At 69.7% G+C, this 22,675-nt stretch carries 23 protein-coding genes and 1 pseudogene; 7 read left to right on the forward strand and 17 right to left on the reverse strand.

The features are described from left to right. Positions 1-15 precede the first annotated feature (15 nt). Together AVL48_RS01950 and AVL48_RS01955 are read left to right on the forward strand one after the other, a co-directional pair. Positions 16-960: a 5'-3' exonuclease gene (locus AVL48_RS01950; protein ID WP_061986505.1), complete on the forward strand. Its 945-nt coding sequence runs from the start codon at positions 16-18 to the stop codon at positions 958-960. Further along, on the forward strand, positions 957-1,925 hold the full coding sequence (locus AVL48_RS01955) for a pirin family protein (protein WP_061986507.1): 969 nt from the start codon (positions 957-959) through the stop codon (positions 1,923-1,925). The genes AVL48_RS01950 and AVL48_RS01955 overlap by 4 nt, the downstream gene beginning before the upstream one ends. On the opposite strand, the gene AVL48_RS01960 is transcribed toward AVL48_RS01955, so the two are convergent. The 5 genes from AVL48_RS01960 to AVL48_RS01985 all read right to left on the reverse strand — a co-directional run bounded on the left by AVL48_RS01960 (position 1,922) and on the right by AVL48_RS01985 (position 8,635). Continuing rightward, positions 1,922-3,151: a GNAT family N-acetyltransferase gene (locus tag AVL48_RS01960; protein ID WP_061986509.1), complete on the reverse strand. Its 1,230-nt coding sequence runs from the start codon at positions 3,149-3,151 to the stop codon at positions 1,922-1,924. The genes AVL48_RS01955 and AVL48_RS01960 overlap by 4 nt on opposite strands. A gap of 44 nt (positions 3,152-3,195) precedes the next feature. Continuing rightward, positions 3,196-3,609: a DUF4333 domain-containing protein gene (locus AVL48_RS38035; RefSeq protein WP_074038267.1), complete on the reverse strand. Its 414-nt coding sequence runs from the start codon at positions 3,607-3,609 to the stop codon at positions 3,196-3,198. A 35-nt stretch (positions 3,610-3,644) separates the two neighbouring features. Further along, positions 3,645-4,844 carry a GNAT family N-acetyltransferase gene (locus AVL48_RS01975; RefSeq protein WP_061986515.1) on the reverse strand — a complete coding sequence of 400 codons (1,200 nt, stop codon included), beginning with the start codon at positions 4,842-4,844 and terminating at the stop codon, positions 3,645-3,647. Positions 4,845-4,885: 41 nt separating this feature from the next. Then, a complete protein-coding gene (locus AVL48_RS01980) occupies positions 4,886-5,671 on the reverse strand; it encodes a DUF4333 domain-containing protein (RefSeq protein WP_061986517.1) in 786 nt (261 codons plus the stop codon). A gap of 186 nt (positions 5,672-5,857) precedes the next feature. Further along, positions 5,858-8,635 (reverse strand): DEAD/DEAH box helicase, encoded by a 2,778-nt coding sequence (locus AVL48_RS01985; protein WP_061986519.1) that lies wholly within the window; start codon positions 8,633-8,635, stop codon positions 5,858-5,860. A gap of 110 nt (positions 8,636-8,745) precedes the next feature. On the opposite strand from AVL48_RS01985, the gene AVL48_RS01990 reads away from it, so the two are divergent. Next, entirely contained in the window at positions 8,746-9,321 is a 576-nt protein-coding gene (locus AVL48_RS01990) for a hypothetical protein (protein ID WP_061986521.1), read from the forward strand. Positions 9,322-9,585: 264 nt separating this feature from the next. On the opposite strand, the gene AVL48_RS01995 is transcribed toward AVL48_RS01990, so the two are convergent. The 7 genes from AVL48_RS01995 to AVL48_RS02025 all read right to left on the reverse strand — a co-directional run bounded on the left by AVL48_RS01995 (position 9,586) and on the right by AVL48_RS02025 (position 14,523). After that, positions 9,586-10,461: a diacylglycerol/lipid kinase family protein gene (locus tag AVL48_RS01995; RefSeq protein ID WP_061986523.1), complete on the reverse strand. Its 876-nt coding sequence runs from the start codon at positions 10,459-10,461 to the stop codon at positions 9,586-9,588. Positions 10,462-10,468: 7 nt separating this feature from the next. Next, positions 10,469-11,440 (reverse strand): twin-arginine translocase subunit TatC, encoded by a 972-nt coding sequence (gene tatC / locus AVL48_RS02000; protein ID WP_061986525.1) that lies wholly within the window; start codon positions 11,438-11,440, stop codon positions 10,469-10,471. A 95-nt stretch (positions 11,441-11,535) separates the two neighbouring features. Continuing rightward, positions 11,536-11,871, reverse strand: coding sequence for a Sec-independent protein translocase subunit TatA (tatA, locus tag AVL48_RS02005; protein ID WP_061986527.1), 336 nt, complete (start codon positions 11,869-11,871; stop codon positions 11,536-11,538). Positions 11,872-11,908: 37 nt separating this feature from the next. Then, a complete protein-coding gene (locus tag AVL48_RS02010) occupies positions 11,909-12,118 on the reverse strand; it encodes a bacteriophage holin (protein ID WP_061986529.1) in 210 nt (69 codons plus the stop codon). A 9-nt stretch (positions 12,119-12,127) separates the two neighbouring features. Further along, a complete protein-coding gene (locus AVL48_RS02015) occupies positions 12,128-13,105 on the reverse strand; it encodes a helix-turn-helix transcriptional regulator (RefSeq protein ID WP_061986531.1) in 978 nt (325 codons plus the stop codon). Further along, complete coding sequence (locus tag AVL48_RS02020) at positions 13,102-14,082, reverse strand: helix-turn-helix transcriptional regulator (RefSeq protein WP_061986533.1); 981 nt, start codon at positions 14,080-14,082, stop codon at positions 13,102-13,104. The genes AVL48_RS02015 and AVL48_RS02020 overlap by 4 nt, the downstream gene beginning before the upstream one ends. Before the next feature lie 9 nt (positions 14,083-14,091). Then, positions 14,092-14,523: a winged helix-turn-helix transcriptional regulator gene (locus AVL48_RS02025; RefSeq protein ID WP_061986535.1), complete on the reverse strand. Its 432-nt coding sequence runs from the start codon at positions 14,521-14,523 to the stop codon at positions 14,092-14,094. A 103-nt stretch (positions 14,524-14,626) separates the two neighbouring features. On the opposite strand from AVL48_RS02025, the gene AVL48_RS02030 reads away from it, so the two are divergent. Genes AVL48_RS02030 through AVL48_RS02040 form a run of 3 tightly spaced genes read left to right on the forward strand, consistent with a single transcriptional unit; the run spans position 14,627 to position 16,751 of the window. Beyond that, positions 14,627-15,571 carry an NADP-dependent oxidoreductase gene (locus AVL48_RS02030; RefSeq protein WP_061986538.1) on the forward strand — a complete coding sequence of 315 codons (945 nt, stop codon included), beginning with the start codon at positions 14,627-14,629 and terminating at the stop codon, positions 15,569-15,571. Between the two features lie 32 nt (positions 15,572-15,603). Beyond that, the gene (locus AVL48_RS02035) at positions 15,604-16,056 is read left to right on the forward strand and encodes an SRPBCC family protein (RefSeq protein WP_061986540.1); all 453 of its coding nucleotides are present in this window, start codon (positions 15,604-15,606) and stop codon (positions 16,054-16,056) included. Next, positions 16,053-16,751, forward strand: a complete 699-nt coding sequence (locus AVL48_RS02040; RefSeq protein WP_061986542.1) for an SDR family oxidoreductase — start codon at positions 16,053-16,055, stop codon at positions 16,749-16,751. The genes AVL48_RS02035 and AVL48_RS02040 overlap by 4 nt, the downstream gene beginning before the upstream one ends. Here the strand turns inward: AVL48_RS02040 and AVL48_RS02045 are convergent. The 5 genes and pseudogenes from AVL48_RS02045 to pafA form a co-directional block, all read right to left on the reverse strand. Then, the gene (locus AVL48_RS02045) at positions 16,748-17,626 is read right to left on the reverse strand and encodes a TIGR03620 family F420-dependent LLM class oxidoreductase (protein ID WP_061986544.1); all 879 of its coding nucleotides are present in this window, start codon (positions 17,624-17,626) and stop codon (positions 16,748-16,750) included. The two genes, AVL48_RS02040 and AVL48_RS02045, sit on opposite strands and share 4 nt — an antisense overlap. 71 nt (positions 17,627-17,697) lie before the next feature. After that, positions 17,698-18,039, reverse strand: a complete 342-nt coding sequence (locus tag AVL48_RS02050) for an ArsR/SmtB family transcription factor (RefSeq protein WP_061986546.1) — start codon at positions 18,037-18,039, stop codon at positions 17,698-17,700. A 28-nt stretch (positions 18,040-18,067) separates the two neighbouring features. Continuing rightward, positions 18,068-18,448, reverse strand: a pseudogene (locus AVL48_RS02055) (MDR/zinc-dependent alcohol dehydrogenase-like family protein); the annotation flags it as partial. A gap of 110 nt (positions 18,449-18,558) precedes the next feature. Further along, complete coding sequence (locus tag AVL48_RS02060; RefSeq protein ID WP_061986548.1) at positions 18,559-19,596, reverse strand: beta propeller repeat protein; 1,038 nt, start codon at positions 19,594-19,596, stop codon at positions 18,559-18,561. Positions 19,597-19,675: 79 nt separating this feature from the next. Then, on the reverse strand, positions 19,676-21,034 hold the full coding sequence (gene pafA, locus AVL48_RS02065; RefSeq protein ID WP_007035399.1) for a Pup--protein ligase: 1,359 nt from the start codon (positions 21,032-21,034) through the stop codon (positions 19,676-19,678). Positions 21,035-21,181: 147 nt separating this feature from the next. Between pafA and AVL48_RS02070 the strand changes: the two genes are divergently transcribed. Next, positions 21,182-22,660 (forward strand): bifunctional phosphatase PAP2/diacylglycerol kinase family protein, encoded by a 1,479-nt coding sequence (locus AVL48_RS02070; RefSeq protein WP_061986549.1) that lies wholly within the window; start codon positions 21,182-21,184, stop codon positions 22,658-22,660. Positions 22,661-22,675 lie beyond the last annotated feature (15 nt).

Below are 22,675 nucleotides of genomic sequence, written 5' to 3' on the forward strand. Positions count from 1 at the left end.
TGGCAGGCTGTCCGGGTGACCGGACCACTCGCCCTCCTCGATTCCGCGAGCCTCTACTTCCGCTCGTTCTACGCCCTGCCCGAGTCGATGACCGCCCCGGACGGGACGCCGGTCAACGCCGTGCGCGGGTTCACCGACACCGTCGCCCGCATCCTCACCGACCGGCGTCCCGCCCGGCTGGTGGCGTGCCTGGACGCGGACTGGCGGCCGAAGTTCCGTACCGACCTGCTGCCCAGCTACAAGGCGCACCGGGTGGCCGAAGAGGTGCCCGAGGGCGGCGACGTCGAAGAAGTGCCGGACACGCTCACCCCGCAGGTGCCGATCATCCTGGAACTCCTCGAGGCCTTCGGGCTCGCGACCGCCGAGGCGGCCGGATACGAGGCCGACGACGTCATCGGCGCGCTCGCGACCCACGAGAAGAAGTCGCCGGTCGAGGTCATCACCGGTGACCGCGACCTGTTCCAGCTGGTACGCCACGAGCCGACGCCCACGGTGGTCATCTACGTCGGCAAGGGCTGGAACAAGGCCGAGATTCTCGGCCCGGCCGAGATCGCAGAGAAGTACGGCGTCCCGGTGGAGCACGCCGGTGCCGCGTACGCGGACATGGCCGCGCTCCGGGGAGATCCGTCCGACGGGCTGCCCGGAGTGGCCGGGATCGGCGAGAAGACCGCGGCGAAGCTGATCACGCAGTTCGGTTCACTGCAGGCGCTGCTGGACGCCTCGACCGCCGGCGACTCCCGCGTGCCGCTCAAGACGCGGCTACGGCTGACCGACGCCGCCGACTACCTCGCGGTCGCGCCGACCGTGGTCCGGATCGCGGCGGAAGCGCCCATCGAGCAGTCCCGTCCGGACCTCGTCCCGGCCGAGCCCGCCGATCCGGACAAGGTCGCGGAACTGGCGGAACGCTGGAATCTCGGCCGTTCGGTGGAGCGTCTGCTGGCCGCGCTCCCCAAGTCGTGAGCAACACCGAGACCGACCCGGCCGAACTGCTGTGCCGGGACCGGCCCGGCGACGGCGTCACCGTGCTGACCCCGCGTGAGGTCCCGCTCGGCGGGCCACGCGCGATCCGCGTCCGCCGGACGCTTCCGCAACGGCAGCGGTCCCTGATCGGCGCCTGGTGTTTCGCCGACCACTACGGACCGCAGGACGTGTCGGAGTCCGGCGGCATGGACGTCGCGCCGCATCCGCACACCGGACTGCAGACCGCGAGCTGGCTGTTCAGCGGCGAGATCGAGCACCGTGACAGCATCGGCACCCGTGCCATGGTCCGGCCCGGCGAGCTCAACCTGATGACCGGCGGACACGGCATCGCGCACTCCGAAGTGTCCACTCCGGACACCGCGACGCTGCACGGTGTCCAGTTGTGGATCGCGTTGCCGGACGAACATCGCGACACCGCACGGGATTTCCGGCACTACGCCCCGCCGGTGCTCCGGTTGCCCGGTGCCACCGCACGGGTCTTCCTCGGCAGCCTCGCCGAGACCACCTCACCGGTCCCGGCGTTCACTCCCCTGCTGGGCGCCGAACTCACGCTGGAGCCCGGAGCGACCTTGACCCTCGACGTCGACCAGGCTTACGAACACGGTGTCCTGCAGGACATCGGCTCGGTCACCGTCGCCGGGACGGCGCTGGGCACCGGAGAACTCGCCTACCTCGCGCCCGGCGCCGTACGGCTGGCGCTGGCCAACCCGGGCACCGAACCGGCCAGGGTGCTGCTCCTGGGCGGGACCCCGTTCACCGAGGAACTGGTCATGTGGTGGAACTTCGTGGGCCGCAGCCACGAGGAGATCGCCGAGTACCGCGAGGCTTGGCAGGCCCGGTCGGACCGGTTCGGCCGGGTAGAGGGCTACCAGGGCACCACGGCGTGGCTGCCCGCACCCACGTTGCCGCAGGTGCGGATCAAGCCCCGGCGCGACCCGGCTTAAAAGAACGTCCCGCACCACGGCGCCCGCGCGGTGTGGAACAGGGTGTCGGCGCGGGCGGCCGCCGCCTCGTCCAGCACCTCGACGCGACCGGCGAGCACCTGGTCACTGAAGAGTCCGTGGCCAAGGTACAGCGACGCCAAGGTGTCGACGCCCAGCCGCAAGTCCGGCTCGGCGGTGGTGCGTTGCACGCCGCTCTGACCGACGACGTAGCGGCCGTTGTTGGCCGGGAGCTGCCTGTCGAGCACTTCCAGCACTTCCAGCACGACCGGTTCGGCCGGCCCGTACGTGCGCGCCTCGAGCGCGGCGAGCACGTCGATGAGCCGCACCCACAGGTCGTCGATCACCTCGGTGGTGTTCACCGCTCGCGGATCGGTGAGCAGCTCGGCGATCGGCTCGTCCATCGGCCGCCCACGGCCTTCGACGGACGACACCAGGTCGACCGACAACAGGAAGCGCCACAGTCCCGCCCAGGCCCGTGGTGTCGCGGCGTGGAGTTCACGGATCTGCAGCAGCGCGCCACGCTCCGGCGTCTGCCGGTCGCGTACGTCGACGCTCTGGTAGACCACGAAACCGTCGTCGCCGTCGGGTCCACTGTGGACCGCGACACGATAGCCCTCGTCCCCGGTGACGAGCCGGTCGAAGAAGCCCGGCCACCACATGTCCGGACGGGCGATGAAGCCGGGCCGATCTCCTGCGAATCGCCGGTACAGCGCCGGAACGCGCTCGACGGCCTCGGCCGGGGTGACGAACCTGACCACGCCGTCGCACCCGACACCGTCACGAAGCCGGGCTCGGGGGCGTTCGACGACGACGCCTTTCCCATAGGTGGCCGCGCCGTAACCGAAGCGGCCGTAGATCACGCCTTCCGACGCGTGCAGCGCGGCCAGCGGGACGCCGCGCGCGGCGAGGTCCGCCAGCTGGGCGGCCATCATCGAGGTGAGGACGCCACGGCGGGTCCAGTCCGCGCGGACGCCGACGCCGTCGACGGCCGCGGTGGCGAGCTTCCGTCCACCTGGGACGGTCAGCTCGGTGTCGAAGGAACTGGCGATCCCCACCAGGGTGCCTTGGTCGTCGAAGGCGGCGAACTTCCCCGCCGCGGGCCAGCTCGCGACCATCTTGGCCCAGACTTCGTCCGAGACCGGCTTGCCGTGCAAGGCCTCTACGAGCAGTTCGAGACAGGCCCGCTGTTCACCTTCGGCCGCGGCACGTACGTGGAATTCGCTCATGCCACCAGATCCTGCCGTCCCGCCAGGGCCGACCCAACCGGTTTTCAGCTGGGCGCGCCGACTTCGTAGCGGCCGTCGTCGCCGGTGACGGTGATCGTGACCGTCTTGCCCTCGCCGCCGACCTGGGCCGTGCAGGTGAAGGTACTGCCGTCCTTGACGGTCTGGTTGGCCGGGCAGAGCACTTCGCCGACGTCACGCACTTGGTAGGTCTCGGTGAGGATCTTCCGCACGTCCGCCTGCATGGTCCTCGGATCGAAGACCCGGCTCACGGTGGTGCTGGAGGAAGGCGAACCGCCCGAGGTGCTTCCGGTGACCGGCGTAACCGAAGACGAACTCGTCGTCGGCGGGACCGTGACGGTCTTCGTCGCCGGCGCGGGTGCCGGAGTATCCGAACACCCCGCCAGCGTCGCGAAAGCGGCACCGCACAGAACGACCGTCGCGACGGCTCGCCCGCTCAAGCTTCTCCACCCCCACCGAACGTGATCTTCCAACGTCAGAAGAAGGTACCGCACCAGGGGTTCACTCGCGTACTGAACAGCAGGTCCGCCCGTTCCAGCGCGGCTTCGCCGGTGGCGCGGACACGTCCGGCGATCGCGAGATCCGACGCACGCCAGCCGCCCAGGTACAGCATCGACAGGGTGTCGGCGTGCAGTTCGAGGTCGGCCGGGTCGGTGGTGCGCTCGGCGCCGTCCTCGGAAAGGCGGTAGCGACCGGAATTGTGGTCCAGGAAGGGATCGGTGACTTCGATGACGAGTGGTCCGCCAAGGTAGGTGCGGGCGTCGAGCATCGTGGCGACGTCCACCAGGCGGAGCCAGCCTTCGTCTTGGATCTTCTGGACGGCCGCGTGCCGCGGGTCGGTGAACAGCAACTCGACCGGTTCGTCGAGCGGCCGCTTCTCGGCGGTGATGCGGTCGACCAGGTCCACGGAGAGCAGGTGCCGCCACAGACCGGCGAACGCGTCGGGGCTCGCGTGGTGGAACGACTGGATCTTCAGCAGCGCCGGAGCACCGAAATGGGCCCGTTCGACGTGATAGGTGACGTATCCGTCGACACCGTCGGGGCCACGGTGCACCGCTGTCGCCGTGGGGGTCGTCGCCCTGCGCACTTCGCGCTCGTAACCCGGCCACAGATGCGGGCTCCGGGCGATCATGCCAGGCCGTGTCCGCGGGAGCGCGTCGAACAACGACGGCCACTGTGCGATGGTGCTTTCCAGATCCAGCAGGGTGATCCGCCCGCCCGCCGGTACCTCGGGGCGGAGCCGGGCACGGTGCCTGTCGACCTCGATCGACTTGCCCCGCGCGGCGATGCCGTACCCGAACCGGCCGTAGATGGCGCCTTCGGACGCGTGCAGCATCGCCGCGGGATAGCCACGGGCGGCGAAGTCCTCGAACTGGGCACGCATCAACGCCGTCAGCACACCGCGGCGGGTGCGGTCGGCGCGGACGCCGACGAGGCTGACCGCGGCGAGCGGCGCGGTGCCGCCGCCGGGCAACGTCACTTCCGAATCGAAGGACCGGACGGTACCGATCAGTTCCGGGTCGAACGCGCCGAAACCGCGGTCCGGTTGCATCGACGCGGAGATGCCCGACCATTCCTCGTCGGTCATCTCCTTGACGTGCAAGGCCCGCCTGAATACATCCGTCGCGGCCCGGTCCTCTTCGGACCGGAGCAGCCGCACAGAGAAGTCGCTCATGGAACGATCATGCAGGATCGCCCACCCCGGTCGCCCGCCGTTTATTTGGTGACGGCGGGTGGCGAGACCTCGTAGTTGCCGGTGTCACCCTTCACGGTGATCGGCACGTCCTGCGGCTTGCCGTCGATCGTGGCGGTGCAGGTGAACTTCTCGCCGTCCTTGACCTCCTTGCCCGAGGGGCAGGAGACCGCGCTGACGTTCGGGATCTTGTAGGTCTCGGTGAGCAGCTTCTGCACGTCGGTCTGCATCTGCGTGTTGTTGAAGACCTGGGTGTTGAACCAGCCGGGCGTGACGAACCCGAGGATGCCGACCGCGGCGATGATCACCACGAGCGCGCCGATCCCGATGAAAAGGCCCTTCTTGGACTTCGGCTTGTCCTGCGCCTCGCCTGGGGTGCCCTGGAACTGGCCCTGGCCGTACTCGTACTGGCCCTGCTGCTGCGGCTGCCCGTACTGCGGCTGCTGCTGCGGGCCGCTCTGCGGATAGCCGGGCTGTTGCTGGGGTCCGCTCTGCGGATATCCCTGCTGCTGACCCCACTGCGGCTGCTGTTGCTGCGTCTGGGAGGGGTCGTAGCCCGGCTGCTGCTGCGGACCGCTCTGCGGATACCCCGGCTGCTGCTGGGACGGGTCGTAGGGCGCGGGCTGCTGGCCCCATTGGGGCTGTTGCTGCTGCGTCTGCGACGGGTCGTACTGCGGCTGCTGGCCCCACTGCGGTTGCTGCTGCGGGCCGCTGGGCGGTTGAGTGCCGCCCGGCTGTTGCCCGTAGCCCGGCTGCTGCCCCCACTGGGGCTGCTGCTGCGGGTCGTTGCCGCCATACGGCGTGCTCATCGTTTCGCCTCCGCCTGTTCCGCATTGTCCACGACCGAGATACAAGGCCGTCGTGGGCGATCCAACCACAGGTCGGCGCCCCTGCCCACTGTTCCGGGGTGGTGTCGGGACAACTCGACGCGACCGTACCCACACCGGTGGCGGCATCGAATCCGCCGGTCAGCCCAACGCCCTCGTCGAGTCCCGCTACGCACCGCCTGCCGCGACGACGCCGCGTCGCAGGGCCTTCACCGCGTCCGAGGCGGCCGCCCCGACCGGGTCGGCCCGCCCGAGGACGTCCCGGATCTGGTCCAGCAGGTCGATGACCTGCCGTGACCAGCGGACGAAGTCACCGGCGGACAGCTCCTGCCCGTTCGCCTCGGCGGCGGTGAGGACCTTCTCCAGCGATTCGCCGCGTGCCCAGCGGTAGATGGGCCAGGCGAAGCCGGCGTCCGGTTCGCGAGTGCGCTCCAGTTTGTGCCGCCGCTCGTCCTCGGTGAGCTCCATCCACAGCCGCGTGGTCGCCTGCCAGGCGTCGACCACCTTGCCGGCGGGCAGTCGCGGCTCCCCCGCGATGTCACGGCGGGCCTCGAAGACCAGTGTCGAGACGACGGCCGCGAGTTCGGCGGGCGCCAGCCCCTTCCAGACGCCGTGCCGGATGCATTCGGCGGCGAGCAGGTCGGATTCGCTGTAGAGGCGGGTGAGCCGTTTGCCGTGTTCGGTCACGCGGTCCTCGCCATCGCCCTTGGACTCGGGGCCGAGGTAGCCGCGTTCGCCGAGCAGCCGCAGGATGCGGTCGAAGGCACGCGCGAGCGAGTGCGTGGTCGCGGCGACCTTGCGTTCCAGTTGCTCGGTCTCGGCCGAGAGACGCTGGTACCGCTCGACCCAGCGCAGGTTCGCCTCGCGTTCGGCGAGACCGTGGCAAGGATGCGCGCGCAACGCACGCCGCAACGCGGCCAGCTCACCGTCCTCGTTTGCCCCGGCGCGGCGCTTTTGCCTGCCGGGCAAGGAGATTCCCGCGTTGCGGAGACTCGTAGCGATGTCACGACGGGTCTTCGGGGACCGCAGCTCGATATGCTTCGGCAGCTTGATGTTCCCCAGCGCCTCGACGGGCGACGGGAAGTCGGAGACCGAGAGCGGGCCGGACCAGCGGTCCTCGGTGACCACGACGGGACGCGGTTCACGGATCGGGTCGAGGCCCGGATCGACGACGACCGCGAGCCCCGCGCGCCTGCCCGCGGGCACGGCGATGACGTCACCCTTGCGGAGTTTCTCCAGCGACTCGGCCGTGCCCGCCCGGCGGGCGGAGGTGTTCTGCCGCGAGAGCGCCTTCTCCCTCGCCGAGATCTTCGCGCGCAGCTCGACGTATTCGAGCATGTCGTCGAAGTCCCCGGTGATGGCGGCGGTGTAGCCCCGCAGGGCCTCCTTGTTCCGCTCGATCCGCCGCGCCAGCCCGACCACCGACCGATCGGCCTGGAACTGCGCGAACGACTGTTCCAACAGGTCACGGGCCGCCTCGGCGCCTACCTGTGCGACCAGGTTCACCGCCATGTTGTAACCGGGCCGGAACGACGACCGCAGCGGGTACGTCCGGGTCGAGGCGAGACCGCCGACCTGTTTCGGGTCGATGCCCGGCTGCCAGGCGACGACGGCATGGCCTTCGACGTCGATCCCGCGCCGCCCGGCCCGCCCGGTGAGCTGCGTGTACTCCCCCGGTGTCAGGTCGACGTGGGCTTCGCCGTTGTACTTCACCAGCCGTTCGAGAACCACGGTGCGCGCGGGCATGTTGATGCCGAGCGCGAGCGTCTCCGTGGCGAACACGACCTTCACCAGGCCCTGGACGAACAGTTCCTCGACGGTCTCCTTGAACGCCGGAAGCAGCCCGGCGTGGTGCCCGGCGATACCGCGTTCGAGCGCCTCACGCCATTCCCAGAAGCCGAGGACGCCGAGGTCGCCTTCGGGCAGGTCCTTGGTGCGCTCGGCGACGATGCGGCGAACCTTCTCGACCTCTTCGGGGCCGTTGAGCCGCAGGCCGGACCGGACACACTGGCCGACGGCGGCGTCGCAGCCGGCGCGCGAGAAGATGAACACGATCGCGGGGAGCAGACCCGCGTTGTCCAAGCGCTCGACCGTGTCGGTGCGGGACGGCGGCCGGTACCTCGGCATGCGGGACGGCGCCCCTCGCCGCCCCCTCGGCCCGCGCAACCCGGCCGGGGCGAACCGTCCGCCGATCTCCTCGGTGCGGCGAAGCAGGCTGGGGTTGATCCGCAGTTCGGTACCGGGCGCGTGCTCCTCCTGTCCGGCGAACAGGTCGAGCAGCCGGTTGCCCACCAGCATGTGCTGCCACAGCGGCACGGGACGGTGCTCGTCGACCACGACGGCGGTGTCACCGCGGACCTCGACGAGCCATTCGCCGAACTCCTCGGCGTTGCTCACCGTGGCCGACAGGCCGACGACCCGGACGTGCTCGGGCAGATGGAGGATGACCTCTTCCCAGACCGCGCCGCGGAACCGGTCGGCGAGGTAGTGCACCTCGTCCATCACCACGTAGGCGAGTTCGCCGATGGTCGAGGATCCGGCGTAGAGCATGTTGCGCAGTACCTCGGTGGTCATGACCACGACCTGCGCGTTGCCGTTGATCGAGGTGTCACCGGTGAGCAGGCCGACCGCGTCGGCGCCGTAGCGGCCGACGAGATCGGCGTACTTCTGGTTCGACAACGCCTTGATCGGCGTCGTGTAGAAGCACTTGCGCCCCTCGGCGAGGGCGAGGTGCACCGCGAACTCGCCGACCACGGTCTTCCCGGCGCCGGTGGGCGCGCAGACGAGCACACCGTGTCCGGCTTCGAGCGCCTCACACCCCCGGACCTGGAAATCGTCGAACTCGAACGACGATTCCGCCGCGAAGCGGGTCAGCTGGGGGTACTGAGCGCGGCGCTGGGAGGCTGCGTACGCCTCGGCCGGGGTCTGAGAAGGGCTGTTGACCACTTCGTCAGGGTTCCATACCCCACCGACAGTTCGCACTCGGTGTGACGATCACGGGAACGGTGGCCACCCCCGCGGCATCCAAGGGGCACTTCCTGATCGAGAGGGGCCCCATGGAGCTCGCTTGCCCGCAGTGCGCACAGGTCGACCAGGTGCAGAGCGTGCCGGCGGCGTTCCAGAGCGGGCAGACCACCTACCGGGTACAAGGATCGATGACGGCTGTCCCGGCCGGTGATGGCGTCGTCCACACCGCGACCGCGCACCGGGGTGTGTCGGTGACCGGGACCGCGGCGGCGCTCAACCCGTATCCCGTGGTCCGCGGTGGCGGCTGCTTCCTGACGCTGGCGCTGTTCATGCTGATCCCGGCGTTCGTGTTCGTCTCGTTCGCCACGGACGTGCTCGCCGAGAACCCCGCTCCGACCGCCGGTGCCCGGGCCGGCCAGCTGATCGGGGCATGGATCTTCCCGTTCGGGGCGTTCGCGCTGGTGGCGTTGTTCGCGGTGCTGTTCGTGCTGCGGCTCCGGCGGAACGCGCGGATCCGCCGGGGCATCCCCGCCGCGCTGGCTTGCTGGCGGCAGGCGTGGTTCTGCCACCGCTGCGGCGGGGTGTTCTTCCCGCGTGGCGAGTTGATGTCGGCGGCGACGTTCCGGGGCGAGGTGTGGCGCGCGGGCGGTTACGCCGGAGCCTGAAGGCTGAGCCCGACTCTTGACTGTCCGCAAGGGATGTTTTCCGAGACGAAGCGTCCGGTTGGGCGATTACGCGACGTCGTGAGTGATTTGGGTCGTTCTAACCCCCATTGACACTCAACACCCCGCGCAGAACCGTATATGTGGACACTGGGGAGCCAGGGCGGCGTCCAGAATCGCGCTCCTCGTGAGGATGTGAAGGTCGAGTTTCCTCGGCGGAGCCGAGCTCACGACCCGCAGCCTCACCGGCCACTCCCGGCATCGCCCTCAGCCGAGAACGGTGAGCGCCCCGGGGACACACGTGATGTCGATCGGCAGCCCGCCCAGCGGCTCTCCGTCGGCGTAGACGGGCAGGTCGCTGCCGGCGAGGTGAATTTCACTGGCTTTCAGGGTCCGGACCGCCGGATGCGCGAGATGTTCGCCCTTGCGGACGCCGGGCAGCATGCGGAGCAGGTCGCGTCTGGTGGCCTTTCCGACGACCGTGACGTCGAAGAGTCCGTCTTCGGGGTCCGCTCCCGGGCAGATCGGCATTCCGCCGCCGTAGAACGGGGTGTTGCCGACGGCGACCATGGTGGCGTCGACTTCGATCGTTTCGACGTCGGTGCGGAGCACGACCGGCCAGGTGCGGAAGGCGGCCAGTCCGGCCAGGATCGCGACGTCGTAGCGGCGCGGGCCGCGAGGCCAGGTCAGCCGGTTGGCGCGTTCGGTGACCAGTGCGTCGAAGCCGGAGCACAGAACGGTCGCGAACCATTCGCCACCGGCTCGGCCGAGATCGATCCTCCGCCGCTTCCCCTCCGCGATCCGCCTGGCAACGAGATCGACGGCCGCGTGCGGATGCTCCGGAATGCCGAGCGCCCTCGCGAAGTCGTTGCCGGTGCCCGCGGGGACGAGGCCGAGTGCGACGCCGGATTCGGCGCAGAACTGGACGCCTTGGTGCGCCGCGCCGTCGCCGCCGAGGACGACGAGGACATCCAGTCCGGCCGCACGCGAATCGGTCATCAGCGCACGGGATTGCTCGACCGTGTGGGCGACGAGGACGTCGAGCCGGTCCACGGCGGGCCGCAGCCGCGCCGCGACCGACTCCAGCAGCCGTCCCGCCGCCCCGTTGCCGGAGGCGGGGTGGACGGCCAGTGCCGCGTGCATCCCGTGATCAGGTGACGTCGTCGGTGCTGGTGCGCTTGCCGTTCGTGGCGGCCGACGGCTCCTCGTCGATCGTGCTCGGCGTGTAGTCGAACGGCGCGGCCTCGTCGTCGGCGAGCTGGTCCCAGCCCTCGGTGCCGCGTTCCTTGTCGAGCTTGCGGTCGTGGAAGCGCGCGATCTGGATGGAGAACTCCAGGAGCACCACCAGCGCACCCGCCAGGGCGATCATCGAGAACGGGTCCGAGCCGGGCGTCGCGAAGGCCGCGAAGACGAACACGACCATGATCAGACCGCGGCGCCACTTCTTCAGTGTCTGATACTTCAGAACCCCGACGCGGTTCAGCATGACCACGAACAACGGGAGTTCGAAGCTGACGCCGAAGATCAGCAGCAGCGACAGGATGAACGAGATGTACTTGTCACCGGTGAGGGCGGTGATGAACTGGTCGCCACCGAAGTTCATCAGCAGTTCGAGAGCGTGCGGGATCAGCAGGTACGCCAGCACCGCGCCGCAGGCGAAGAGGATCGAGGCGAAGAAGACGAAGGTGAGCGCGTACTTGCGCTCCTTCGAGTAGAGGCCGGGCGCGATGAACGCCCAGATCTGGTAGAGCCACAGCGGCGCCAGCAGCACCGCGCCCGCGGCGAGACCGACCTTCAGCTGGATCATGAAGGCTTCGAACGGCACCGTCTGGAGCAGCTGACAGGGGCCATGGGGTTGTCCGCCGAGCCTGCGCTGGTACGGGATGCCGCAGTACGGGCCGGTCATGATCTCGCCCAGCGACGGGATCGGGCCCACCCTGGTCTGGAACCAGATGAAGCCGATGATCCCGCCGGCCACGATGGCGAGCAGCGCGAAGCCCAGACGGCGCCGGAACTCGTAGATGTGCTCGATGAGCGTCATCGTGCCGTCGGGATTGCTCCGACGGCTGCGCTTGCGCCGCTTCGTGCCGCGGCGCTCCTCACCGGAGGCGGAATCCGCCACTGGACAGTCCGTTCTCGTCAGGGTCCACCATGAGCGCGCCGTGCTTTCGGCGCGCTCATCCGCGAACAGGCTCCGCTTGGCTTACTGAAGACCGCTCAGCTGGCGTTCTTCTGCGCCTGCTCGGCCGGAGCGGGCGTGGCGGCCTGCTGCTTCTTGAGCTCGTCGAGCTGACGCTGGAGGTCGGCGACCTGCTTGTCCTGCGCGGTCGAGGCGGCGGGCGCGGGCGTGGTGGCCTGCGGCAGCTGCTTGGTCTCGACCTCTTCGGTCTCGGCGGCCTTGTCCTTGTCTCCGGCCATGTCCTTGGTCTCGGCCTTGAAGATCTTCATGGACTTGCCGATGGACCGCGCGGCGTCCGGAAGCCTCTTGGCGCCGAACAGCAGAACAACGACGAGCACCAGGATGATGATGTGCCACGGCTGCAGCGCGTTCATCGTTTGCGGCCTCCTTCTCGAGTCTCTGAGTGTGATGTTACCGGTCTTCGAGCCCACGTCGTCGCGCGATCGCCACGCGGAGTGCGGCCGACCGGGCGCGAAGAAGCCCTGTCCGTTTTCGGGTGTTCGTAGCCACCATGCTCATCGTATGGGTGAGCACGCGCAAGACTCCGCGTAATTTGATCAGCAGAACAAAGAGGGCGATCAGCCCGGCGACGGCGAGCGCGATGCTCGGCAGGTACGACACGGCGTCACCCTACTGCTCGTAGGTTGACGCAAGGTGACGTGCCCGCGCCAGCGCGTCGGCCGCCCGGCGACGAACCGCCTCTCCCAGCGTGGCCGGGCTCTCGACCTGCGCGTCTCCGCCCAGCCCGAGGATCAGCCGGACCATCCAGGACTCGTCGGCGTAGCGCATCCGGATGCGGAGCCGTCCGCCGTCGAGCTCGTCGAGTTCCTCGCACGGGTAGTACTCGGCTACCCACCGTGCGTCGGGATCGAGCACGAGAACGGCTTCCTGCTGATCGGGACGCGGGCGGAAGACACCGTCCGAGATGTCGGTCGGCCGGGCGTGCGCGGGCGGAACGGCTGGTTCGTCGAGCACGGTGAGCTCGTCGATGCGGTCCAGCCGGAACAGCCGGACGTCCTCGGCACGGCGGCACCACGCTTCGAGGTAGCCGACGGCCTGGACGATCAGCAGCCGCATCGGGTCGACGGTGCGTTCGGTGATCTCGTCCTTGGACGCGGTGTAGTACCGGATCCGCAACGCGCGCTTCGCGGTGAGCGCTGCCCGGACGGCTTCGCGGGTGCGGGCGGTCTTCTTGCCCTCGCGGACTCCCCCGCCGACGACGATTCCCGACGGCTGCGCCTGTCCCGCGGCGGCTTCGATCTTCGCGATGGCGCGGCGGACGGCGTCGGCATCGAGTACGCCGGGCGTCTCGGCCAGCGCCCGCAGCGCGACGAGCATGGCCGTCGCTTCGCCACCGGTGAGCCGCAGCGGGCGGTTCATCCCGGCATCGTGGGTGACGACGATCGTGTCGCCTTCGAAGGAGAGGTCGATGAGGTCACCGGGCCCGTAGCCGGGCAGCCCGCACATCCACAGCAGTTCGAGGTCTTTGCGCAGCTGCTTGGGCGAGACGTCGAAATCGGTGGCGGCGTCGGTGATCTTGATACCGGGCCGGGCGAGCAGGTACGGCACGAGCGCCAGCAGACGCGGCATCCGTCCGGTGGCGCTCATCGGGCACCACCGGCGTGCGCGATGGCTTCGAGGCGGCTGAGAACCGACTTCGCGAGGACATCGGGTTCGAGGACCAGGATGTCCGGGCCGTGGGCGGTGAGCCAGTCGGCGGCGGATTCGGGGTAGTACAGCTCGATCTCCACGAGGTCGCCTTCTTCTCCTCCGGCGTCGCTGCGGCCGACGACCCGGCCGCGGCGGCGGACCCCGGCGGCCCGGCCGTCGGCGACCCAGACGCTGGCGGTGGTCGGCGCCGACGGATCCTCACCGCTGCTGGCCGACACCATCCGCAGCAGGTTGACCCCTTCCGGGCGTTCGACGACGCCGGGCCTCCCGACCGGCTCGACCTTCCCGGTGACGCGCGAAAGGCGGAAGCAGCGGGGCGCGCCGCGGTCCCTGTCGTGCCCGACGACGTACCAACGGGCACGCCACGACACGACGCCCCAGGGTTCGAGGGTGCGGATCTTGCGCTCGGCGGAACCACTGCGCCGGTACTCGAAGCGGACCGCCTGCCCGGCCTGGACGGCGGCGAGCAGGGGACCGAACGCCGGTTCGGCGCGCACGCGCGGTTCGACGACCGTCGGGGCGTTGTCGTCCACCTCGACCCCGGCGGCGCGCAGCTTCACCAACGCGCCTTGCGCCTCACCGGTCAGTTCCGGTGAATCCCACAGCCGCACGGCGAGACCGACCGCCGTCGCTTCGTCGGGCGCGAGGTCGATCTCGCCGAGTTCGTAGTCACGGCGCGCGATCCGGTAGCCGTCGATGGCGTCGAAGGCGGAGTTGCGTCCGGTCTCCAGCGGGATGCCGAGTTCGCGCAGTTCGGTCTTGTCGCGCTCGAACATGCGGAAGTAGGCCTCGTCGCTGGCCGCGTCGGCGTACCCGGGCACGATGCCCCGGATCCGCTCGGCGGTGAGGTACTGCCGGGTGGACAGGAGGGCCAGAACCAGGTTGACCAGACGTTCGGCGCGTGCGGTGGACACCCGGCTACCCTAGCCCGCGCCGTCCGACCCGATGGTGAGAGCCGCCGATCGCGCGTCGTAACGATCCCTGGCGGACTCGACCTCGTCGAACCGCGTCTCGGCCCAGTCCTTGATCCCGGCCAGCAGCTCACGGAGGCTGCGGCCGAGCTCGGTCAATTCGTAGTCCACCCGGACCGGTACACACGCGGTGACGGTGCGGGTCAGCAGACCGTCCCGTTCCAAGGTGCGCAGTGTCTGCGTGAGCATTTTCTGGCTGACGCCGGCGATCCGTCGGGAAAGGTCGCTGTAGCGCTGGGGCCCGTCGCCGAGGGCGACCAGGACCAGACTGACCCATTTGCCCGAGACCTCGTCGAGCAGCTTCCGGGCCGGACAGGCCGCGAGGTAGGCGTCGTAGGCCCGTTTCTCCTCGTTCCGCCGTTCCTGTGCCGTGCGCGTGACCACGGTCGCCGTACCTCCGCGTGAGTTGGGCACCTCGAAGTGCGTACTTCCCGCTGGAGAGTAACTCCCCATACGTTCGCTCCGAACGAGCCCTTGGAGGAGAACGATGCGCGCAGTGGTGGTCCGCCGGCTCGGCGGCCCGGAGGTCCTGGAGTTCACCGAGATCCCGGTGCCCCGGCCGGGAATCGGTCAGGTGCGGGTGAAGGTGGCCGCGGCCGGGGTCAACCCGGTCGACGCCGCGACCCGCTCGGGTTTCCTGACCGAGGCGGGGATCATCCCGCCGCGGGAAGTGCTCGGGCTCGGCTGGGACGTGGCCGGAACGGTCGACGCGGTGGGCGACGGCGTCACCGGGTTCGCCGCGGGTGACGCGGTGATCGGCCTGCGGGACCGGCCGGCGACCACGCTCGGCGCCTACGCCGGATACGTCGTGCTCGACGCGGACGCGATCGCCGCCGCGCCGCGGACGGTGTCCGCCGTGGAGGCCGCGACCCTCCCACTGAACGCTCTCACCGCGCTCCAGGCGCTCGACCTGCTCGATCTTCCGGCGGGAGCAACGGTTTTGGTGACCGGGGCGGCGGGCGCTGTCGGCGGCTACGCGGTCGCCTTGGCCAAGGCGCGCGGTTTCCGGGTGGTGGCCGTCGCCGGTTCCGCCGACGAGGCACCGGTGCGAGGCTTCGGCGCGGAGATCTTCGTGCCCCGGGGCGACTTCCTGGCTGACCGCGTGCGGTCCGAAGTCCCCGGAGGCGTCGACGCGGCCCTGGACACGGCACTACTCGGCCTCGAAGCCTTGGACGCCGTCGCGAACCGCGGGCGGTTCGTGGTGTTCGCGGCCGGAGCGGCCCCGATTCCCTTGCGCGGCATCAAGGTCGCGCACGTCTGGATCCGCGCGGACGGTGCCGCTCTCGGCGAGCTGGCGACTCTGGCCGACGACGGCGTGCTCGTTCCGCGGATCGCGGACACCTTGCCTTTGGACGAGGCGGTGAAGGCGCACGAGCGACTCGCGGCGGGCGGGCTGCGCGGACGGCTGGCGCTGACCAACCCCATAAGTTGACGCTTAATTAAGGCTACAGTTATCTTCACATCATGGACAACGACGAAACCCGGCTCGAACTTCGGCGCGAGTATCCGGACCCGATCGAAGACGTCTGGTCGGCACTCACCGAATCCGAGCGCACGGCCCGCTGGATCGGCACGTGGACGGGCGACCCAGGAGTCGGCAACACCGTCATGCTGCGGATGACCGCGGAGGCAGGCGCCGAACCGGCGCCTGCCGTCATCCGCGAATGCGACCCGCCGAAACGACTGGCCATGGACCTGCACAACACCGACGAGCCGACCTGGCGGGTGGAGCTGACCCTCACCCCGCACGGCGAGGGAACGGTGCTCGACTTCGTGCACCGGATGCCCAAGCCTGATTGGGACACGTCGGACATCGCCAAGGGCTGGCATTTCTACCTCGACCGGCTCGGCGCTTCCCTCTCCGGCGAACCGGTGCCCGAGTGGGACACCTACACGCCACCTAGTTTGGAGGCATGAACGATCGAGTACTGCTGATCACCGGCGCCTCCCGCGGTCTCGGCGAGGCCACCGCCCGACGGGCCGCGGCCGCCGGGTTCCGGCTGGCGTTGCTCGCCCGCGACCGCGAGGCGCTGCTCCCCCTCGTCGCCGGGTTCGGCGAGGATCGCGCCCTCGCGCTCTCGGTGGACGTCACCGATTGGCACTCGCTGGCCGCCGCGGTCGAGACGGTGAAGAACACCTTCGGCGCACTGGACGCGGTGTTCGCCAACGCGGGGCAAAGCGTCGTGGTGTCGTTCTTCGGCGACGGCGGCGCGGACCCCGAACAGTGGCGTGACATGGTGCTGACCAACGTCTACGGCACCGCCCTCACCGCGAGGGCGACCCTGCCGTCACTGGCGGAGTCGAAGGGACATCTCGTACTCACCGGTTCGGTCGCCGGGCGCTATCACCGGCCGGGCAACCTCTACTCGGCGACGAAGTGGGCGGTGACCGGACTCGCCGGATCCATCCGCGAGGAGGCCGTCGGTACCGGCGTCCGGGTCACCGTGGTGCAACCGGGGCTGGTCGACACCTCGATGATCCCGGAGGACTCGAAGTCCAAGCCGAAGCTGGTACCCGACGACATCGCGAGGGCGGTGCTCTACGCACTGGAACAGCCGCCCTCGGTCGACGTCAACGAGATCGTGGTCCGGCCGACCGGACAGGTCCGCTAGCGCGCGGCGGCCGACCGCGGCAGCAGGGCATCGGCCAGCCGCCGCCAGTGCGGCATGGCCGATTCACCGGGTTCGACACCGATGACCTGAACCCCGACGTGGTCGGCGCCGGCGTCGAGGTGGGCGTGCAGTTTCGCGACGACGGTGTCGAGGTCGCCCCAGAACACGAGGTCGTCGACAAGCCGGTCGCTGCCGCGGCCTCCGTCGAGGTCGGATTCGGCGTAGCCGAGGCGGAGGTACTTGGCGACGTTGTACTCCGACGTCAGGTACACCCGCAGGTGTTCGCGGGCGATCTCCCGCGCCCTGCCCGGATCCGTTTCGAACAGCACGGCGTGCTCGACGCCAAGGAAAGCCTTGTCCCCCAGCACTTCCCTCGCCTGGGCGGTATGCGAGACGGGCACGTGATAGGTGTGCGCCCCCGCGGAACGGTCCCGGGCCAGCTCGAGCATTTTCGGCCCATAGGCGGCCAGCAACCGTCGTATCGGCGCGGCGGGCAGCGGGTTGGCGCTGGTGACCGTGTCGAGTTCGTCGAGGTAGTCGTTCATCGCCTCCAGCGGCTTGACGCCGGGCTGCGCGCCACCGAAGCCGAGCCCCAAGACGTGACGGCCCGGATAAGCGTCGGCCAGCAAGAGCGCCGCGCCATGGGCCCAGCGCGGCCCGCGGGAGCCGATCCGCGCGATCCCGTTGACCACGGAGATCCGTTCGGTGGACGCCAGCAGGAAGCCGGCGTGGGTCAGCGCCTCGCGGCCGTCCCGTTCCGGGATCCAGATCGCGGGCCAGCCGAGTTCTTCCAGTTCCCGCACCGAATCCCGCAGCATGGCGGCGGGCTGGTCTTCGAAGTCGAACGTCCAGATCCCGAAACGCCCCAGTTCCATCTGTCTCTCCTCAGGTCGGATCCTACATATCGAAGTATCGCAGATCTTCGATATGTTATTCCCGAGGAGGCTCAGATGGCGCGTCCCAGCAGGTCGACGAGTTGCGCGATCCGCTGTTCGTCACGCCGGTAGTGGGTCCACTTTCCCACCCGGGTGGACCGGACGAGCCCGGCACGCTGCAGCAAGGCCATGTACGCCGACACGGTGGACTGCGCGAGCCCCAGCTTCTCCTGGAGATGACTCACGCAGACCCCGACCTCGTTCTGATCGGCGATCGCCCGCTCGGGCGGGAAATGCCGGTCGGGTTCGCGCAGCCAGCCGAGCACCTGGAGCCGGACCGGGTTGGCGAGCGCCTTGAACACCTCCACCAGGTGCTCGGTGGCGTCCGAGCCGGGATCTGCGTGTGCGGTCATGATCCTCCGAGCTTAGGCCCTTTCCTCCTCAGACGAGGATGACCCGGCGCCCGCGCGTGTGACCCGCCTGGCTGTCGATCTGCGCCTGTGCGGCCTCGGCGAGCGCGTCCGGCACGCTCCCGGCCACGCCGGAGAACCGGACGCCGAGGTCCGGCGCGCCGAGATCGGCGATGGAGACGACCTTCCGCGGATCCCCGGTCAACTCGACGAGTTCACGGATCACCCCGGAGCCCGCAAGATCGAGGGCCGCGTCGACCGGACCCAGCTCGCGGACCCGCTCGACCCAGCCCTCGCCGTACGTCGTGGCGAGAGCGCCCAAGCCGCGCAGATAGTCCTGATTCGCCGCTCCCGCGATACCGATCACCTTGATGTCGCGGTCCCGCGCGATCTGGAGCACCGCCGAGGCTAGTGGCCTGCGGCTTTGCTGGCCTGAAGTACATGATGGCCCCCTTCCTTGCGCTAGACGCAAGGAAGGGGGCCATCATGTACTGGGGGGGTAGGTGTGACCGGTGGTGCCACTCACGACAGCCGGGCCGCCCGGCCTTTCGCACCGCTCGCCCAGCACGCACCGCGAGCGCAATCGACCGAGTCGAGCGAGCCCGTGTCGAACGACTGCCAGTGCCGTCCGCCGTCCGGGCTCAGGTCGCTTCCGCCGGGCCCGACGGCGATGACCGTGTTCCCCAGCCAGGCCAGACCCGAGCGGTAGCCGACGGGAGCCTCCGACGGCGTCCGCCAGGCGCGGCCCTTGTCCGCGCTCAACGCCACAGCGGGACCGGGCGCGTTCGGGGCCGCGTAGTCGCCGCCGATGGCGACACCGTGCCGCGGGTCCCGGAACGTCACGGAGAAGACCCCGGCGGAGGCGCCGCTGGGCAGTGGCGTGTCGGCCGCTTCCCAGGTCAGCCCACCGTCGCCGGAGTGCAGGACCCGGGCACGGGCACCGCCTCCGGTGGCGATCCAGGCGTCGCGCGGGCCCGAGGTGGTGAGGCACTGGCCGCTGGCGGCGAAGCCGAACTCGCCGTCCAGCGCGGGGACCATGCCTGCGGCGGGTACCTGCTGCCAGGTGCGGCCGCCGTCCGAAGTGGACTGCAGGCGGAACTTCCCGTCTACCGGGTCGCTCATCGCGAGGCCGCGGCGGTGGTCGAAGAAGGCGAGGCAGTCGTAGAAGGCGGCCGGTTCGGGGTTCTGGAACGACAGTCGCCAGGTCTTGCCGCCGTCGTCGGTGCGGTAGATCCGGGACGCCTCACCGGGCCCGATGGACAACGCGACGGCGTGATCGGCGTCGAAGGCCTCGATGTCCCGGAAATCGAGCGCCGCGGCGCCGGCGGGGGCGACGGGCTGCCAGGTCCGGCCGCGATCGGTGGTACGCAGAATGGTGCCCCTGCTGCCGCTGACCCACGCCGTCCGGGAATCCACCGCGGAGAGACCGCGCAACTGGGCGTCCGTGCCCGTCGGGGTCTCCGTCCAGGCGGGATCGGGACAGTCCGGCGCGGCCTGCGCGGCGCCGGTGAACGCCAGCGGAACGACCGCTCCCAGCAGGACCAGCAACGCACGGCGCATCGGCGCACCTCTCCCTCGAAGATCCGTGAAGGCCACCTTAAGGGACTCTGATTCCCTCAAAGTGGCCTTCACGGACCAATCAGAGTGAGCTGATCAGCCGCTCGACCCGCTCGTCCACCGAGCGGAACGGGTCCTTGCACAGCACGGTCCGCTGCGCCTGGTCGTTCAGCTTGAGGTGCACCCAGTCCACGGTGAAGTCCCGTCCGGCGGCCTGCGCCGCGGCGATGAAGTCACCGCGCAGCTTCGCCCGCGTGGTCTGCGGCGGGGTGTCCTTGGCCAATTCGATCTCGCCGTCGTCGGTGACCCGCCGGACCAGACCCTTGCGCTGCAGCAGGTCGAAGATGCCGCGGCCGCGCCGGATGTCGTGATAGGCCAGGTCGAGCTGCGCGATCCGCGGGCTCGACAGGTCGAGGTCGTGCTTGTTGCGGTAGCGCTCGACCAGCCGGTGCTTGATCGCCCAGTCGATCTCGGTGTCGATCTTGCTGAAGTCCTGCTGCTCGACCGCCTCCAGTGCCCGGCCCCACAGCTCGACGACCCGCTCGGACTGCGGCGAGGAACCGGTCTCCTTGACGTGCTGGACGGCGCGGGCGTGGTACTCACGCTGGATATCCAGCGCGGACGCCTCCCGGCCGCCGGCGAGCCGCACCTGGCGGCGGCCGGTGAGGTCGTGGCTGATCTCGCGGATGGCCCTTATCGGGTTGTCGAGGGTGAAGTCACGGAACTGGACGCCCGCCTCGATCATCTCCAGCACCAGGTTGGCCGACCCGACCTTCAGCATCGTGGTCGGTTCGGCCATGTTCGAGTCGCCGACGATCACGTGCAGGCGCCGGTAACGCTCGGCGTCGGCGTGCGGCTCGTCGCGGGTGTTGATGATCGGCCGGGAACGCGTGGTCGCGCTGGACACGCCTTCCCAGATGTGTTCCGCTCGCTGGGACAGGCAGTACACCGCGCCGCGCGGGGTCTGCAGGACCTTGCCCGCGCCGCAGATCAGCTGCCGGGTCACCAGGAACGGCAGCAGCACGTCCGCGATCCGGGAGAACTCGCCGGCACGGGTCACCAGGTAGTTCTCGTGACAGCCGTAGGAGTTGCCCGCCGAGTCGGTGTTGTTCTTGAACAGGAAGATGTCGCCGCCGATGCCCTCGTCCGCCAGCCGTCGCTCGGCGTCGACCAGGAGGTCCTCGAGGATCCGCTCCCCCGCCTTGTCGTGCGTGACGAGCTGCACGAGGTCGTCACATTCGGCCGTGGCGTATTCCGGGTGGGAACCCACGTCGAGATAGAGCCGGGAGCCGTTCGACAGGAAGACGTTCGACGAACGTCCCCAGGACACGACCCGCCGAAACAGGTAACGCGCCACTTCATCCGGGGAGAGCCTGCGTTGACCGTGAAAGGTGCACGTGACCCCGAATTCGGTCTCGATGCCAAAGATCCGCCGCTGCATCCCACCAGAGTAGGCGGTGAGGACCCGCTGAAGGTGCGCCGTTCGGGCGGCGACACGCGGTCGGTACGTTGCATTCGGTGAAAGGTGTGCGGGAAGTCCCGATCGGGTATCACGCACATGTCGACCTGACCCGGAAGCGGTGAAACCGTGTTAAAGCAGCTCAAACGCCCTTTCCGCAAGGTCGGCCGGACCGACCGGCGCCTGATGGCCCGGAGTGCGGCACTACCGAGGACCAGGGCCGACGACGTCATCACGGCCCTTTCCAAAAGTGCGGACAAATCCAAACTCTGGTGGTGTGTCGCCGTCCTGCTCGCGGCGAAGAAGGGGCCTACCCGCCGCGGCGCCCTGCGCGGCGTGGCCGCCATCGCGGGCGCCAGCGCCGCGGCGAACCTGGTCGGCAAGCCCCTGTTCCCCCGCCGCCGTCCCGCGGCCGAGGAGGTGCCGCTCAACCGGCGCCTCGTCCGGCGCCCGACCTCGTCGTCCTTTCCGTCCGGGCACTCGGCGTCCGCGGCCGCCTTCGTCACGGCCGTCGCGATGGAATCCCCCAAAACCGGCGCGGCCCTGGTCCCGCTGGCCGCCGCCGTGGCCTACTCCCGGGTCCACACCGGCGTCCACTGGCCCAGTGACGTCGGCGTGGGGATCGGCATCGGCATCGGCGCGGGCCTGCTCACCCGGCACTGGTGGCCGCTGAATCCCGACGTCCCCGGGCGCACCGCGCACACCGCCGAAGCCCCCGAAATGCGCGACGGCGAGGACATGCTGGTCCTGGTCAACCCGCTCTCCGGGATCGACGGCCGCGACCCGACCGAAGACGTCCGCTACGCCTGGCCCAAGGCCACGGTGCTGTACCCGGACCCGAAGCAGGACCTGCGCGAACAGCTCTGCGAAGAGATCGCCGCCCGCGACAACACCGTGCGGGCGCTCGGCGTCGCCGGCGGGGACGGGACGGTCGCCGCGGTGGCCGCCGTCGCGGCCGATCACGACCTGCCGCTCGCCCTCATCCCGGCGGGCACCCTCAACCACTTCGCGCGCGACGTCGGCATGCGTTCGATGCCCGACGCCGACGCCGCCACCGAGGCGGGCAACGCCGTCGGCGTCGACCTCGGCGAGGTCGAAATCAACGACCAGGACGACCACCGCTACTTCGTCAACACCGCGAGTCTCGGCGGTTACCCGGAGATGGTCCGGCTACGGGAAAAGCTCCAGAAACGGCATCCCAAGTGGCCGTCCGCGGCGATCGCGCTCGCCCGCACGCTCCGGCGCGCGAAGCCGCTGGAAGTGACCCTCAACGGCAAGCACGCCAGCATCTGGCTGCTGTTCGTCGGCAACGGCACCTACGCGCCGAAGGGGCTCGCGCCCTCGCACCGCCCGGCACTCGACACCGGCCTGCTCGACGTCCGCTACCTGCGCGCCGACCTGCCGTACTCGCGGGCGCGGTTCATCCTGGCCATGATCACGAACAGCCTCAACGCCAGCCACGTGTACCAGGAACTCGACCTGCCGGAACTGCACGTCCGGCTCCTCGACGGCAACCGCCGCGTCGCCACCGACGGGGAGGTCGGACCGCTCGGCAAGGACTTCCGCTTCCGTTCACGGCCCAGCGCGCTGACCATCTACCGGCTCTGAGGAGCGGTAAGCCGG

Source organism: Amycolatopsis regifaucium, assembly GCF_001613935.1.
GTDB classification, from domain to species: domain Bacteria; phylum Actinomycetota; class Actinomycetes; order Mycobacteriales; family Pseudonocardiaceae; genus Amycolatopsis; species Amycolatopsis regifaucium.

Coding starts and splice junctions, on each gene's coding strand:
- pafA (WP_007035399.1), bottom strand. CDS start 21,034: ATGCAGCGGCGGATCTTTGGCATCGAGACCGAATTCGGGGTCACGTGC.
- AVL48_RS02035 (WP_061986540.1), top strand. CDS start 15,604: ATGGACAACGACGAAACCCGGCTCGAACTTCGGCGCGAGTATCCGGAC.
- AVL48_RS02045 (WP_061986544.1), bottom strand. CDS start 17,626: ATGGAACTGGGGCGTTTCGGGATCTGGACGTTCGACTTCGAAGACCAG.
- AVL48_RS01980 (WP_061986517.1), bottom strand. CDS start 5,671: ATGAGCACGCCGTATGGCGGCAACGACCCGCAGCAGCAGCCCCAGTGG.
- AVL48_RS01975 (WP_061986515.1), bottom strand. CDS start 4,844: ATGAGCGACTTCTCTGTGCGGCTGCTCCGGTCCGAAGAGGACCGGGCC.
- AVL48_RS02040 (WP_061986542.1), top strand. CDS start 16,053: ATGAACGATCGAGTACTGCTGATCACCGGCGCCTCCCGCGGTCTCGGC.
- AVL48_RS01995 (WP_061986523.1), bottom strand. CDS start 10,461: ATGCACGCGGCACTGGCCGTCCACCCCGCCTCCGGCAACGGGGCGGCG.
- AVL48_RS02015 (WP_061986531.1), bottom strand. CDS start 13,105: ATGAGCGCCACCGGACGGATGCCGCGTCTGCTGGCGCTCGTGCCGTAC.
- AVL48_RS01960 (WP_061986509.1), bottom strand. CDS start 3,151: ATGAGCGAATTCCACGTACGTGCCGCGGCCGAAGGTGAACAGCGGGCC.
- AVL48_RS02030 (WP_061986538.1), top strand. CDS start 14,627: ATGCGCGCAGTGGTGGTCCGCCGGCTCGGCGGCCCGGAGGTCCTGGAG.
- tatA (WP_061986527.1), bottom strand. CDS start 11,871: ATGAACGCGCTGCAGCCGTGGCACATCATCATCCTGGTGCTCGTCGTT.
- AVL48_RS02050 (WP_061986546.1), bottom strand. CDS start 18,039: ATGACCGCACACGCAGATCCCGGCTCGGACGCCACCGAGCACCTGGTG.
- AVL48_RS02060 (WP_061986548.1), bottom strand. CDS start 19,596: ATGCGCCGTGCGTTGCTGGTCCTGCTGGGAGCGGTCGTTCCGCTGGCG.
- AVL48_RS01990 (WP_061986521.1), top strand. CDS start 8,746: ATGGAGCTCGCTTGCCCGCAGTGCGCACAGGTCGACCAGGTGCAGAGC.